The organism is Aeromonas sp. HMWF016 (assembly GCF_963878195.1).
In the GTDB taxonomy this organism is placed as follows: domain Bacteria; phylum Pseudomonadota; class Gammaproteobacteria; order Enterobacterales; family Aeromonadaceae; genus Aeromonas; species Aeromonas lacus.
Window position 1 is genome coordinate 74,118 of the sequence record NZ_CAWNWX010000100.1, and the last position, 13,583, is coordinate 87,700.

At 61.4% G+C, this 13,583-nt stretch carries 11 protein-coding genes; 5 read left to right on the forward strand and 6 right to left on the reverse strand.

Going from position 1 to position 13,583, the window contains the following annotated elements:
* Position 1: 1 nt before the first annotated feature.
* The 4 genes from mglA to AACS24_RS16610 form a co-directional block, all read right to left on the reverse strand.
* Positions 2–1,522: a galactose/methyl galactoside ABC transporter ATP-binding protein MglA gene (gene mglA, locus AACS24_RS16595; RefSeq protein WP_108571385.1), complete on the reverse strand. Its 1,521-nt coding sequence runs from the start codon at positions 1,520–1,522 to the stop codon at positions 2–4.
* A gap of 53 nt (positions 1,523–1,575) precedes the next feature.
* Positions 1,576–2,565: a galactose/glucose ABC transporter substrate-binding protein MglB gene (gene mglB, locus AACS24_RS16600; protein WP_108571370.1), complete on the reverse strand. Its 990-nt coding sequence runs from the start codon at positions 2,563–2,565 to the stop codon at positions 1,576–1,578.
* 244 nt (positions 2,566–2,809) lie between these two features.
* Entirely contained in the window at positions 2,810–5,869 is a 3,060-nt protein-coding gene (locus AACS24_RS16605) for a beta-galactosidase (protein WP_108571371.1), read from the reverse strand.
* Positions 5,870–6,048: 179 nt separating this feature from the next.
* On the reverse strand, positions 6,049–7,056 hold the full coding sequence (locus AACS24_RS16610; protein ID WP_108571372.1) for a substrate-binding domain-containing protein: 1,008 nt from the start codon (positions 7,054–7,056) through the stop codon (positions 6,049–6,051).
* Positions 7,057–7,259: 203 nt separating this feature from the next.
* Between AACS24_RS16610 and galE the strand changes: the two genes are divergently transcribed.
* From galE to bacA, 5 genes are all read left to right on the forward strand, one after another.
* The gene (gene galE, locus AACS24_RS16615) at positions 7,260–8,273 is read left to right on the forward strand and encodes a UDP-glucose 4-epimerase GalE (protein ID WP_108571373.1); all 1,014 of its coding nucleotides are present in this window, start codon (positions 7,260–7,262) and stop codon (positions 8,271–8,273) included.
* Between the two features lie 60 nt (positions 8,274–8,333).
* Positions 8,334–9,392, forward strand: coding sequence for a UDP-glucose--hexose-1-phosphate uridylyltransferase (locus AACS24_RS16620; RefSeq protein ID WP_108571374.1), 1,059 nt, complete (start codon positions 8,334–8,336; stop codon positions 9,390–9,392).
* Positions 9,389–10,537 (forward strand): galactokinase, encoded by a 1,149-nt coding sequence (galK, locus tag AACS24_RS16625; RefSeq protein WP_108571375.1) that lies wholly within the window; start codon positions 9,389–9,391, stop codon positions 10,535–10,537. The genes AACS24_RS16620 and galK overlap by 4 nt, the downstream gene beginning before the upstream one ends.
* Positions 10,534–11,523 carry a galactose-1-epimerase gene (gene galM / locus AACS24_RS16630; RefSeq protein WP_108571376.1) on the forward strand — a complete coding sequence of 330 codons (990 nt, stop codon included), beginning with the start codon at positions 10,534–10,536 and terminating at the stop codon, positions 11,521–11,523. The genes galK and galM overlap by 4 nt, the downstream gene beginning before the upstream one ends.
* 112 nt (positions 11,524–11,635) lie before the next feature.
* Entirely contained in the window at positions 11,636–12,451 is an 816-nt protein-coding gene (gene bacA / locus AACS24_RS16635) for an undecaprenyl-diphosphate phosphatase (protein WP_108571377.1), read from the forward strand.
* Between the two features lie 65 nt (positions 12,452–12,516).
* Here bacA and AACS24_RS16640 read toward each other — a convergent pair whose 3' ends face one another.
* Both AACS24_RS16640 and AACS24_RS16645 read right to left on the reverse strand, forming a co-directional pair.
* A complete protein-coding gene (locus AACS24_RS16640; RefSeq protein ID WP_108571378.1) occupies positions 12,517–13,206 on the reverse strand; it encodes a ChrR family anti-sigma-E factor in 690 nt (229 codons plus the stop codon).
* On the reverse strand, positions 13,199–13,583 hold a 385-nt coding region (locus tag AACS24_RS16645), incomplete at its 5' end, for a sigma-70 family RNA polymerase sigma factor (RefSeq protein ID WP_108571379.1). The genes AACS24_RS16640 and AACS24_RS16645, both read right to left, overlap by 8 nt.

Consider the following 13,583-nt stretch of genomic DNA (forward strand, 5'->3'; position numbering starts at 1 on the left):
TCTAGAGGTACAGAGATGCCAGGCGCAGTATCTCGCTCTGGTCAGTTTCTTTGGTGTTGACGATCCCGGCGACCCGACCATTGCTCATCACCATGATGCGGTCGGTGATCCCCAGCAGTTCGGGCATTTCGGAGGAGATGATGATGATCCCCTTCTCCTTCTTCGCCAGCTCCAGAATGAGCTGATAGATCTCGAACTTGGCCCCTACGTCGATGCCGCGGGTCGGCTCGTCGAGCATCAGGATCTCCGGCTGGGTCAGCAGCCAGCGGCCGATGATCACCTTCTGCTGGTTGCCCCCGGAGAGGGAGCCGATCTGGGTCTGCTGGGTCGGCGTCTTGACCCGCATGGAATCGATGACCCACTGGGTATCGCTCTTCATCTTGTTGTCGCTGAGCAACCCCATAGAACCCTTGTAGTTGTCCATGTTGGCGATCAGGGAGTTGAAGGCGATATCGAGCCGGGAGTAGATACCGGTGGAGCGGCGCTCCTCAGTCACCAGCGCAAAGCCGTTGCGGATCGCGTCGTGGGCGTTGTGGTTGGCCACCTCTTTGCCGTGCAGCTTGATGCTGCCCTGACTGCGATCGCGAATACCGAACAAAGTCTCGACGATATCGGTGCGCTTGGCCCCCACCAGTCCGGCGATGCCGAGGATCTCCCCCTTGTGCAGGTTGAAGGTCACATCCTGAATGGAGGGCTGGTTCTTCGCCGTCAGATGTTCGATCTCGAGGATCACCTCTTTCGGCTGGTTGGTTTTTTCCGGGAAGCGCTGGGTCAGTTCACGGCCGACCATCATGCCGATGATCTGATCCATGGTCATCCCCTTGAGCGGCTGGGTCGCCACCCACTGGCCATCCCGCAATATGGTGATCTCGTCACAGAGCTGGAAGATCTCCTCCATCTTGTGAGAGATGTAGACAATGCCGCACCCCTTGTCCTTCAGCTTGTTGATGATCTTGAAGAGGTGGCTCACCTCTTTCTCGGTCAGCGAGGAGGTGGGTTCATCCATGATGACGATCTTGGCATCGTAGGAGAACGCCTTGGCAATCTCGATCATCTGCATCTGGGAGACGGAGAGGGTCGCCACCTTGACCCGCGGGTCGATGTCGATATCCAGCTCCTCGAAGATGCGCTTGGTATCTTCGTACATCTTGCCATGGTCGATAAACCATCCTTTGGTTGGGTAGCGACCGAGCCACATGTTATCCATTACGGAGCGCTGCAGCACCAGGTTGAGCTCCTGATGCACCATGGAGACGCCATTCTCCAGCGCCTCTTTCGAGGAGGTGAAGTTGATCTCCTGCCCCTTGAAGAAGATCTTGCCCTGATCCTTCTCGTAGATGCCGAACAGGCACTTGAGCAGTGTCGATTTTCCCGCCCCGTTCTCGCCCATCAACGCATGCACAGAATGAGGACGGACCCGTAAATTGACATTATCGAGTGCCTTGACGCCAGGAAAGCTCTTACTGACGTCAATCATCTCCAACAGCCATTCTGATTGTTGCTGTGTTGTCATATCAGCCATCACATCTGGTTGAAAAAAGGGCAAGGGGATCTCCCTTGCCCTGGAGGAGGGAATTATTCGAATTGGGACAGGTTGTCTTTATCTACGCCGACGTAGGGAACACGCACGACCTTGTTGACGATGTTCCACTTGGTGCCTTCACCAGCCGCTTTGCCTTCAGCCAGGTTCTTGGTCAGCTCGTAGGTCGCCTTGGCCTGGTTGGCCGCATCGTTCAGCACGGTACCGGCCATGGCACCGCTCTTCACCAGCGCCAGCGCTTCAGGCAGCGCATCGACGCCGAACACCGGAATGGCACTCTTGCCCTGTGCTTTCAGCGACTCGACAGCGCCCATCGCCATGCCGTCGTTGTTGGCAATGACCACTTCGATCTTGTTGGCGTTCGGGCCGGAGATCCAGGCGTCCATCTTGTCCTTGGCCATGGCGGTATCCCACATACCAGTATCCATGTGCAGCTGCTGGGTCTTGATGCCGCCGTCATTCAGGGTCTTGATGACATAGGTGGTGCGCGCTTCGGCATCCGGGTGGCCCGGCTCCCCTTTCAGCAGCACGTACTGGATGACGCCATCCTTGTTCAGATCCCAGGCCGGATTGGCTTTCCAGTGTTTGGCAATCAGGTGGCCCTGGATGATGCCTGACTCCTTGGAGTCGGTACCTACGTAGTAGGCCTTGTCGTAGCTGGCCAGATCGGCAGCACTCGGCTCCTTGTTGTAGAATACCACCGGAATATCTTCGCCACGGGCCTTCTCAATCACCACCGGTGCCGCCGCCGGGTCAACCAGGTTGATGGCCAGCGCCTTCACGCCCTTGGCCAGCAGCACGTCGATCTGGTCGTTCTGCTTGGACTGGTCGTTCTGGGAGTCGTTCATCAGCAGCTCAACCCCGGGGTTGGCAGCCGCTTCCTTCTCGATCGCCTTGCGCACGACCGCCATGAAGTTGTCGTCATATTTGTAGACGGTCACCCCGATGCGGGTTTCAGCGTGGGCAGCAGTGGCACCAGCCATCAGGCCCAGCAGCAGGGCAGCAACGGTCGTCATTTTTTTCATTGTGTGTGCTCCGATGTATCTATCCATGAGTTGTAGGGTGGCGAGCTATTGAGCAATCGCCATTCAATGTAATCAATTTGTTGTCATTTCTTCTGTGATCATGACGACAAAATGAAAACGATTACACTCTGTTACATTGAATCTTTTTCTTATTTTTCAAAAACATAAATTCGAGTGTTAATTTTTGGACTCAATCTATTCCGCAGCATTGAGGCTAGTCGCTAACAGGCTGTTGTCAAAAAGCTCAACCAAGGGTGCAGTGCCAGCGATAGCGACGGGCAGTCAGCTGATACTCGGGGCGCACGCTCTGGCTCCAGGAGTCATCGCCGCCCACCCCCATGTGAGCACCATCGAGACAGACCCACAGCCCCTCTTCGGCCACCAGATCGCTCTGGTGACGGGTGGCAGCGAGCTGCTGCTGGCTGAAGCAGCTGACGCTGAAATGGAAGGTACCGCTCACACACAGCCCGCCCAGCTGCAACTGGCGAGTATCGCAGCGCAAACCGTTGTCGGTCGGGAAGACGTAAGGGGTGTGCATGGCCTCCAGCGGCAGGCTCCAGCGACCCAGATCGGCGCCCAGCAGGCGATCCGGATAATTCTCGTGAGGGCCACGGCCAAGCCATTCGGCTCGCGCCGGTACCTCGGCCAGATGGATCAGCAGACCGATCCGCGGCAACGAAGGCAGCGCCTGCGCCAACTCGGTCTCTATCTCCAGCCTCATGGCACCGTCATCGGCAAAGCGGTGATGCCAGTGACTCACCAGCAGCAGCTCATCGTGGTGGAAGTAGCCGTGACTGACCCGGATATCCCCTCCGGCGGCCGTGATCCCCAAACAGCGGTGCTGCCACTGCTCGAGGCCACACACCTGCCAGCGGGCAATCCAGGAGTTGGGGTCGGCGTGATCCGCCTCGCTGGTGCCGATGTCGTTGTCCAGCGGTGCGCGGTAGAAGTGATCCATGATCGGTGCGAGCAACTGCTCCTGCCCCGATTTTTGCCAACTGGTGATGCGACCGCTCTGCTTGTCGAGCCGCCACTTGCTGTTTGCAGCGCTGACCAGCCAACCATCCGGCAGCTCGGTCAGGGTAGCGGCAGCGGCGGGAGCAGGCAGGGCAAGGGGGGTCGGCAGGGTGAACTGCTGACGGGCAACCTTGTGATCCGCCTGCGACCAGAGGGTGGCTTGTGGCTGAACGATGGCCAGATCGAGCCAAGCCAGCGAGCCCGCCGCAAAGGCGGGCAGCATCTCGGTCAGAGTCAACTCGACCACCCCCTGCGGCGCCAGCTCAAGGGATAATTCCCCCTGCTGCTGCACATGGCCGTTCTCGCACAGCTGCCAGTCGAGCCGCTCATTATCGGTGGTGCGGAATAGGTATTCGCTCTCGATCCGCACCCGCAGCGGGGTGTGCTCGAGCAGGGTGAAGCGGAACGGCTGCTGGGCACGTTTTGCCTCGAACAGGGCGGGATGGGGAGTGCGATCCGGGAACAGCAGGCCGTTGCAGCAGAACTGACGATCGTTTTGCAGATCGCCAAAATCGCCGCCATAGCCCCAATAGTGGCGACCATCGGCGGTGTATTTGTCGAGCCCCTGATCGACCCAATCCCAGACGAACCCGCCCTGCAGGCGTGGATGATCGCGAAATGCCTGCCAGTAGTGGGCGTAGCCCCCGAGACTGTTGCCCATGGCGTGGGCATATTCGCAGAGGATCAGCGGCCGGTGCTCGCCGGGCAGGCCGATCCACTTGGCCAACGCCCACTTGGGCACCGCCGGGAAGGGCTGATCCTGATGGGTTCTGGCATACATGGGACAGATGATGTCAGTGGCTGGGGTATCGGCCCCGCCCCCTTCGTACTGTACCGGACGGCTCGGGTCGCTGCGCTTGATCCAGCCATACATGGCATCGTGGGCCGGGCCGTAGCCCGACTCGTTGCCCAGCGACCAGATGATGATCGAGGGGTGGTTGAAATCCCGCGCCACCATGCGAGTCGCCCGCTCCAGAAAGGCGTTGCTCCAGGCGGGATCCCGCGCTAGCCGCCCCATGGGGGTCATGCCGTGAGTCTCCAGATTCGCCTCGTCCACCACATAGAGGCCAAGCCGATCGCAGAGACGATAGAATGCGGGGTGGTTGGGATAGTGGGAGCAGCGCACCGCGTTGAAGTTGTGGCGCTTCATCAGCAGCAGATCCCGCTCCATGGTGGTGCGATCGATGGCATAACCCTTGGCGGGGTGGTGTTCATGGCGGTTGGCACCGCGAATAAGCAGCGGCTGACCGTTGACCCGCAGCAGGCCGCCACGGATCTCCACTGTCCGAAAGCCCACATCATGGGCTTCGCTCTCGATGGCTTGGCCCTGCTCGTCCAGCAGGGTCAGGGTCAAACGATAGAGATAAGGCGTCTCGGCGCTCCACTTGTGTGGCGCCGCCACATCGAGCCACAGCTCGGCGCGATCGTCATAAGCCCCTTTTTCGTCAATAGCTTGGGTGCCGATCGGCTGGCGCAGGGTCGCAACCCGCTCGCCGCCGTCATAGAGATTGGCCTCCACCGACAGACCAGCCGCATTGGCGACCTGCAGTGCAATCTTGAGGCGGCCATCCCGATAGCAGGCGTCCAGCTCGGGGGTGACCCGGATATCCATCAGATGGCGGGCCGGTTTGTGCAACAGGCTGACGGAGCGGAAGATCCCCGACAGCCACCACATATCCTGATCTTCCAGATAGGAGCCGTCGGACCAGCGCAGCACCAGCACCGCCAGCCGGTTGCGACCGCTCTGCAGATAAGGAGTCAAATCGAATTCGGCGGGCAGCCGGCTGTCCTGGGAGTACCCCACCCAGCGACCGTTGCAGAACAGGTGGAAGGCGCTGCTCACCCCGTCGAAGATGATCCGGCTCTGGCCGCTGGCCAGCCAGTCAGCAGGGAGTTCGAACTCGCGGGAGTAGCAACCGGTGGGGTTCTCTGCAGGCACCCGGGGCGGGTCGCAGGGAAAGGGGTACTTGATGTTGGTGTAGATGGGGCCGTCTGTAAGCGGCCGCGCTGCCGGATAGGCGGCATCCAGCTGCCAGTTGCCCGGCACCGTAATGAGGCTGGCATCCACCAAATCCTGCGCCAGCCAGCTCTCGGGCACCAGCTCGGGAGCGGCAAAGAAGGAGAAGCACCACTCGCCATCCAGTGAACGGCGTGAGGGTGAAAGGAGATCGTCTCTGGCATCCGCTTCACTGCGCCAGCTGAACATGGGGGTATGGCCAACCAGGCGGTTTACCGAAGTAATCGCCTGAGTCTGCCAATCCTGACGCGCCACTATATCCCTGAGCATTCCCCTTCTCCCTAATGACTGGAAAACGTATTCCAGTCTAGAGAAGTGTGGCCAAGGGATCGGCGATCTCGCTCACACAGATGTAAACGATTACACTGGTTTTGTTAAGTAAAGCGGAGTAAAAACCATTAAAAACAGGTAAAACAATAAAAGCTCGAGAAATGAGCCGCAAACGGCCCCTACCCTGCGCGAACCGGCGCTACCGAGTGACGATTGATCAAGGTCGGGGTATAGATGCGGTTCTGCTGTGCCTCGCTCTCCCCTGCCGCCAGCTGCAACGCCAGCTTGGCTGCCTGACTCGCCATCAACTCGATGGGGTAACGCATGGTGGAGAGCTTGGGCCTCAGGTATCTGGCGTAGATGATGTCATCGAAGCCCACCACCGAGACCTCCTCCGGCACCCGCAGGCCGTTGTCCGCCAGCACCGAGATGGCACCGGCCGCCATGGCATCGTTGTAGGCCACCACGGCAGTCACCTTGAGCCCCTTGGCCAGCAGGTTGAGCATGGCGCGCTCGCCCCCCTCCTCATTCGGCGTACCGCTCTCGATAAGCTCCGGATCCGCCGTCAGGGCAGCCTCCGCCAATCCATCCTGATACCCCTGCAGCCGCAAGGTGGCATCTTCGATGGCGTGATCCGAACTGATAAAGGCGATGTGGCGGTGGCCCAGCTCGATCAGATGGCGGGTTGCCGTGGCGGCCCCCAGCCGGTTGTTGAGGGCAATGCAGCGCCCCTTGATGGCAGGAATATCGCGATTGATAAGCACCATGCCGGGCACCCGCATGGCGTAGTCGCAGAGCTCTTCGTCGCTGAGCGCCTTGCTGTGCACCACCAGCGCCTCGCAGCGCTTGCCGATCAGCAGCTCGATCGCCTCGCGCTCCTGGCGCGCCTTGTGAAAACCGTTACCCATCAACAGGTGGAGATTCTGCTCGACGGCCACGCCGGAGACCCCCTTCACCAGAGCTCCGAAGAAGGGATCGGCCACGTCACCCACCACGACACCCATGGTATCGCAGGTCTGGCTGACCAGCGCCCGCGCGTTGGCGTTGGGGGTATAGCCCAGCTCCGCCATCGCCTGCTGGACGGCGGCGCGGGAGGCGGCACTGGCCTTGGGGGAGTTGTTCATCACCCGTGAAACCGTTGCCACCGACACATTGGCCAAACGGGCGACATCCTTGATGGTACTCATGCTGTTTTCACTTATTTCACTCTGCGACAGATTGACCATTATACCCACCAACCCCATTGAAAACAGGGGATAACGCACGATCTGCCAGAGAACCACTCACAAAAACAGTGTAATCGTTTACACTGTTTTGCAAGCAAGTTCACAGTTTGCAAGCCAACCCCTCGGCTAGACTGCTTGCAGCGTCATTTTCAGTGGAGAGCAAGATGAAGGTTCTGGTCACCGGCGGCTGCGGATATATCGGCAGCCACACCTCTCTGGCCCTGCAAGCCGCAGGCATGACCCCGGTCGTGGTCGACAACCTCTGCAACAGCAAGCACAGCGTGTTGACACGAGTCGCGGCTATCAGCGGCCAGAAACCCGTGTTCTATGAAGGAGATATTCGCGATGCCGCCCTGCTGGACCGGATCTTCGCCGAGCAGCAGATCGACGCTGTGATCCACTTTGCCGCCCTCAAGGCGGTCGGCGAGTCGACCCGCATTCCACTGGATTACTACGAGAACAACCTTGGCGGTACCCTCACCCTGCTGCAGGCGATGAAGCGGGCTGGCGTGCACAATCTGGTGTTTAGCTCCTCGGCTACCGTCTACGGCGATCCCGCCAGTCTGCCGATCCGCGAGGATTTCCCCCGCAGCGCCACCAACCCCTACGGTCGCTCCAAGCTGATCATCGAGGAGATCCTCGAGGACCTGCAGCTGGCTGAGCCGCACTGGAGCATGACCCTGCTGCGCTACTTCAACCCGGTCGGCGCCCACGAGTCGGGCACCATGGGGGAAGATCCCCAAGGCATTCCCAACAACCTGATGCCCTATATCACCCAGGTCGCCATCGGCCGTCGCGACTGCCTGTCGGTCTTTGGAAACGATTACCCAACTGTGGATGGCACCGGCGTGCGCGACTACATCCACGTGATGGATCTCGCCGAGGGGCACGTCAAGGCACTGCAACACTGCGCCGGCAAGGGTGGCGTGCACACCTACAACCTGGGCACCGGTCAGGGCCAGAGTGTGTTGCAGCTGGTTGCCGCCTTCTCCAATGCCTGCGGCAAGCCGCTGCCATTTCGCATCGAACCGCGTCGCCCGGGCGACATCGCCGCCTGCTGGGCCGATCCGGCCAAGGCCGAGCGTGAACTGGGCTGGCAGGCGACCCGGAATATCGACGCCATGTGCGCCGACAGCTGGCGCTGGCAATCCGCCAATCCGAACGGTTACGAGGAGTAGGCCTGCCTGCTCCCCGTTAATAAACGACTTTAGTTTTCCATATCTTATTCAGGAGAGATGATGTTCAATCCCGTCGATCATCCCCATCGCCGCTTTAACCCGCTGACCGGCCAGTATGTGCTGGTCTCCCCCCACCGGGCCAAACGCCCCTGGCAGGGACAGGTGGAGAAGGTGAGTCAGACCCCCAAACAGGCACACGATCCCGACTGCTTCCTCTGCGCGGGCAACACCCGGGTCACCGGCGACATCAACCCCGACTATCCGGGCACCTTCGTTTTTACCAACGACTTCGCCGCCCTGATGCAGGATACCCCGGCCGCCGACAACACAGGTGACCCCCTGCTGAAACTGGAAGCCGCCCGCGGCACCAGCCGGGTCATCTGCTTCTCGCCGGATCACGGCAAGACCCTGCCCGAGCTACCGCTGCCCGCCATCGAAGGGGTGATCACCACCTGGATGGATCAGGTCGCCGAGCTGTCCAGCCAGTGGGAGTGGGTACAGGTATTTGAAAACAAAGGGGCCGTCATGGGTTGCTCCAACCCGCACCCCCACGGCCAAATCTGGGGCAGCGACTTCCTGCCCAACGAGATCGCCCGTGAAGAGCAGCACCAGCGTGACTGGCTGGCCGAGCATGGCCGCCCCATGCTGCTGGAGTATGTCGAGCGGGAGCTGGCGGATCGCTCGCGCATCGTGGTGGAGACCGAACACTGGCTTGCCGTGGTCCCCTTCTGGGCCGCTTGGCCGTTCGAAACCCTGCTGCTACCCAAAGCGCACGTCCCCTCCATGCTCAACCTGACCAAGGCCCAGCAACAGGATCTGGCGGTAGCGCTCAAGGAGCTCACCAGCCGTTACGACAACCTGTTCGAGTGCAGCTTCCCCTACTCCATGGGCTGGCACTTTGCGCCGCCCAAGTCGGATTGCACCGAGGCGTGGCAGTTGCATGCCCACTTCTATCCGCCGCTGCTGCGCTCCGCCACCGTGCGCAAATTCATGGTCGGCTTCGAGATGCTGGCAGAGACCCAGCGCGACCTTACCCCGGAGCAGGCTGCCGAGCGGCTGCGCGCTCTGAGCCCCATTCACTACAACCAGACCGGCCAAGCCAATGAGGAGACCCTATGACCCCGAGCCAACGCGTCAGCACCGTTTTTGCCGAACAGTTTGCCAAAGCGTCCGATCTGCTGGTGCGCGCCCCCGGCCGCGTCAACCTCATCGGTGAACATACCGACTACAACGACGGCTTCGTGCTGCCCTGCGCCATCGACTACGAGACCTGCGTTGCCATCGGCCTGCGCGATGACCGGCAAGTACAGGTGATCGCCGCCGACTACGACAACCAGCGCGACCAGTTCGACCTCGACCAGCCCATCGAGCACCACCCCAGCCAGCGCTGGAGCGACTACATCCGCGGCGTGGTGAAATATCTGCAGGAGCGCGGTTATGCCCTGCGCGGCCTCGATCTGGTGGTCTCTGGCAACGTGCCGCAGGGGGCGGGACTCTCCTCCTCCGCCTCACTGGAAGTGGCCATCGGTCAGGCCTTCAAGGAGGCGCTGGGGCTCGACATCAGTCAGGCCGAGATCGCCCTCAACGGCCAGCAGGCGGAGAACAAGTTCGTCGGCTGCAACTGCGGCATCATGGATCAGATGATCTCCGCCAGCGGCAAGATCGACCACGCCCTGCTGCTCGACTGCCGCTCGCTGGAGACCCGCCTCATCCCCATGCCGGCGGATCTGGCGGTGCTGATCGTCAACTCCAACGTGCGCCGCGGTCTAGTGGACAGCGAATACAACACCCGTCGTCAGCAGTGCGAAGCGGCCGCCCGTCACTACGGGGTCAAGGCGCTGCGCGATCTCGATCTGGCGGCTCTGGAAGCGGGCAAGGCCGGGCTGGATGAGGTCTGCTACCGCCGTGCCCGCCACGTGGTTGGTGAAAACGCCCGCACTCTTGCGGCGGCCGATGCACTGGCCAGCCACGATCTGACCCGCCTCGGCGAGCTGATGGCCGAATCACACGCCGCCATGCGCGATGACTTCGAGATCACAGTGCCCGCCATCGACGGTCTGGTGGAGATCATCAAGGCCAAGCTCGGCACCGAAGGCGGCGTGCGGATGACTGGCGGCGGCTTCGGCGGCTGCGTGGTCGCCCTGCTACGTCCGGAAAAAGTGGCCGAGGTGATCGCCGCGGTTGAAGCCGAGTATCCGACCCGCTTTGGCCTCAAGGCTGACTGCTACGTCTGCTCTGCCAGCGCCGGTGCAGGCAAGCTATGAGCAGCGCCATGACCCCATTCGAGCTGGAAAACGAAGAGGGGCTGCGCCTGCGCGGCCTCGATTTTGGCGCCACCCTCACCTCCCTCACCCTGCCGGTGGCGGGCAAATGGCGCGAAGTGCTGCTGGGTTGTGTCGACAACGCCTATCCCACCCAACAGGTGTGGCTGGGCGCGGTGGCCGGGCGTTTTGCCAACCGCATCGGCGGCGCCGAACTGCTACGCGATGGCCAGCGCTGGCCGCTGGATGCCAATCAGGCCCCCAACTGCCTGCATGGCGGGCAGGCGGGCTTTCATCGCCAGCGGTGGCAGATCAAGGAGCTGGAGGCGGATCGGGTCAAACTGACATTGCTCTCCCGGGCAGGGGAGCAGGGCTTTCCCGGCAATCTGCGGGTAACCCTGGAGTATCGGCTGGAGCAGAGCGATCTGGTGGTGGATTTCATCGCCAGCACGGATGCCGCTACGCCGGTCAGCCTCACCAGCCACGCCTACTTCAATCTCGATGACAACCCCGACGGCGGCGATGTGCGTGACCACCTCATCAGCATCAATGCCGACCACTTCCTGCCGACCGACCCGAGCGGTTTGCCGATCGCCATCACCCCGGTGGAGGGGCAGTTCGATCTGCGCCAAGAGCGCCTTGTCGGGCTGGATTGGCTCAGCCATCCCCAGCAGCAACAGGCCAAGGGATACGACCACGCCTTTGTGCTCAACGGCCCGGCGCAGGAGTGGGCTGCTCGCGTGGTATCGGGTGACAGACAGCTGGCGATGGAGGTCTACACCAACCAGCCCTCGCTGCAGTTCTACACCGGCAACTGGCTGGCCAATACCCCGAATCGCCAGGGTTTGGCGCACCGGGATCACGACGGCTTCTGTCTGGAGGCACAACAACTGCCGGACAGCCCCAATCGCCCCGAGCTGGGCGACCCCTGGCTGTTGCCGGGCGAGCGCTATCACCACCAGGCTCGCTACCGTTTTATCCGCGACTGACTTAAAGGTTTCACAATTTTTCCGTAGCAGCGCCCGTCACATTCCAGCAAGATAAGCCGCCCCGAGACCCTTCCGGGGCGTTTTTGCATCAACGTAGCAAGGATTCTGTTCGATGACTGACACCTATAGCCTGCTGGTCGCCTTTATTCTGGGCGTCGTCGAGGGGCTGACCGAGTTCCTCCCCGTCTCTTCAACCGGCCACATGATCATCGTCGGCCATCTGCTGGGCTTTGAAGGGCCCAAGGCTGCCACCTTCGAAGTAGTGATCCAGCTTGGCTCGATTCTCGCGGTGGTTGCCGTCTTCTGGCGCCGCCTGTTTGGTTTGATTGGCATCCACTTCGGCCAGAAGCCGGAACCGGGCCACGCCACCCTGTCGTTGGTGCACGTCATTCTCGGCATGATGCCCGCCATCGTGGTCGGTCTGGCCATCCACAGCTGGATCAAGGCCAACCTGTTTGGCCCGCAGACCGTGATGTATGCACTGGTTGCGGGCGGCATCCTGCTGATCATCGCCGAGAAGTTCCGCCCGGCTGTTCGCTCCGAAACCCTGGATGACATCAGCTACAAACAGGCGTTCGGCATCGGCCTGTTCCAGTGTCTGGCGCTGTGGCCCGGCTTCTCACGCTCCGGCGCCACCATCAGCGGCGGTATGCTGATGGGGATCAGCCGTCACGCAGCCGCCGAGTTCTCCTTCATCATGGCGGTGCCCATGATGGTGGCGGCCAGCGGGCTGGATCTCTACAAGAGCCGCGACTTTCTCTCCATGGCTGACTTCCCGATGTTTGCAGTGGGCTTTATCACCGCCTTCGTGGTGGCGATGTTTGCGATCAAGACCTTCCTGGCATTGATCCGCCGCATCGACTTTATCCCGTTCGCCATCTACCGCTTTATCGTGGCGTTCGCCGTCTATCTGGTGTTTGTCGCCTGACCGGAAGCCAGCAATGAAATGACAAAAGGGACCAGCTTGGTCCCTTTTCTATTGGCTCACACAGTTTAGTAGAGGTGCTGACTGATGCCGTTGAGCAGCCGCGACAACCCCTTGGTGAACTGCACCGGGGCATCCTGCACCGTGTAGCAAAGGCAGCCATCCGGCGTATGCGGGCTGTGGGCATGGCTGGCATCGCGCCAGATAAAATCCCCGGCCTGATAGAGGGTGTCGCCATCCTGAATATTGCCCGCCAGCAGCAGGGTCAGCTCATAGCCCTGATGGGTATGCTCAGGGATGCGGCCACCCGCCTCGATATGGAGCAGGCTGGCGCGGGCCCCCATCTCGTCCAGCGGCAAACTCTGCTGACGAATGGCGCCGATATGGCGCCACTTGGGCGAGCGGTAGCGGGCCAGCACCCGCGGCAAACGGTAGGCGTGACCGGCCACCTCCAGCCCGGCGGGCTGGGCTCGGGGCAGATCGATAACGGGTGAGGCAACCGGTTCGGGCTGCGCCAGAATATCCGCCAGCATGGCATCAAATCCGGCGTCCAGCGCCACGTCATCGCGGGGGGCCAGCTCAGGCTCTGCTGGCGAGGCAAGATATTGCTGCGCCAACTCCTCTTCAAATGTCTTCAGTCGGGCAGCGCAATCAGGGCAGAGCTCGCAGTGAGCGGAGAGCCCGACCGCCAGCGGCAGAGGGAGCTCGTCGGCGGCGAAGGCACGCAGCATAGGGTCGGTCGGATGGGCTTTAATCATGGCCTTGCTCCACTTGCTCTTTCAGTTTCTGTAGCGCCAGTCTGAGGCGGGACTTGATGGTACCGAGCGGCACGCCGAGTCGCTCCGCCAGCTCCTGCTGGGAGAACTCCTGCAGATAGATGCCGCGCACCACCTGCTGTTGCGGCTCTGGCAGAGTGCCAAGGTAGTGGGCCATCTGGCGAGTCAGCACGGCATCCTCGCCCCCGCTCAGATGCTCCTCTTCGGCCTGAAACTCCAGCACCGGCCACAGCTCCTCGGCACAGAGATCCTCCTTGCTGGCACGGCGCCGGCGCAGCATGTCGAAGCACTGGTTGCGCATCACGGTGTAGATCCAGGTGGTCGGCGCCCCCTTCTCGGGGTGGTATAGGCGCGCCTTC

Coding starts and splice junctions, on each gene's coding strand:
- mglA (WP_108571385.1), bottom strand. CDS start 1,522: ATGGCTGATATGACAACACAGCAACAATCAGAATGGCTGTTGGAGATG.
- mglB (WP_108571370.1), bottom strand. CDS start 2,565: ATGAAAAAAATGACGACCGTTGCTGCCCTGCTGCTGGGCCTGATGGCT.
- AACS24_RS16605 (WP_108571371.1), bottom strand. CDS start 5,869: ATGCTCAGGGATATAGTGGCGCGTCAGGATTGGCAGACTCAGGCGATT.
- AACS24_RS16610 (WP_108571372.1), bottom strand. CDS start 7,056: ATGAGTACCATCAAGGATGTCGCCCGTTTGGCCAATGTGTCGGTGGCA.
- galE (WP_108571373.1), top strand. CDS start 7,260: ATGAAGGTTCTGGTCACCGGCGGCTGCGGATATATCGGCAGCCACACC.
- AACS24_RS16620 (WP_108571374.1), top strand. CDS start 8,334: ATGTTCAATCCCGTCGATCATCCCCATCGCCGCTTTAACCCGCTGACC.
- galK (WP_108571375.1), top strand. CDS start 9,389: ATGACCCCGAGCCAACGCGTCAGCACCGTTTTTGCCGAACAGTTTGCC.
- galM (WP_108571376.1), top strand. CDS start 10,534: ATGAGCAGCGCCATGACCCCATTCGAGCTGGAAAACGAAGAGGGGCTG.
- bacA (WP_108571377.1), top strand. CDS start 11,636: ATGACTGACACCTATAGCCTGCTGGTCGCCTTTATTCTGGGCGTCGTC.
- AACS24_RS16640 (WP_108571378.1), bottom strand. CDS start 13,206: ATGATTAAAGCCCATCCGACCGACCCTATGCTGCGTGCCTTCGCCGCC.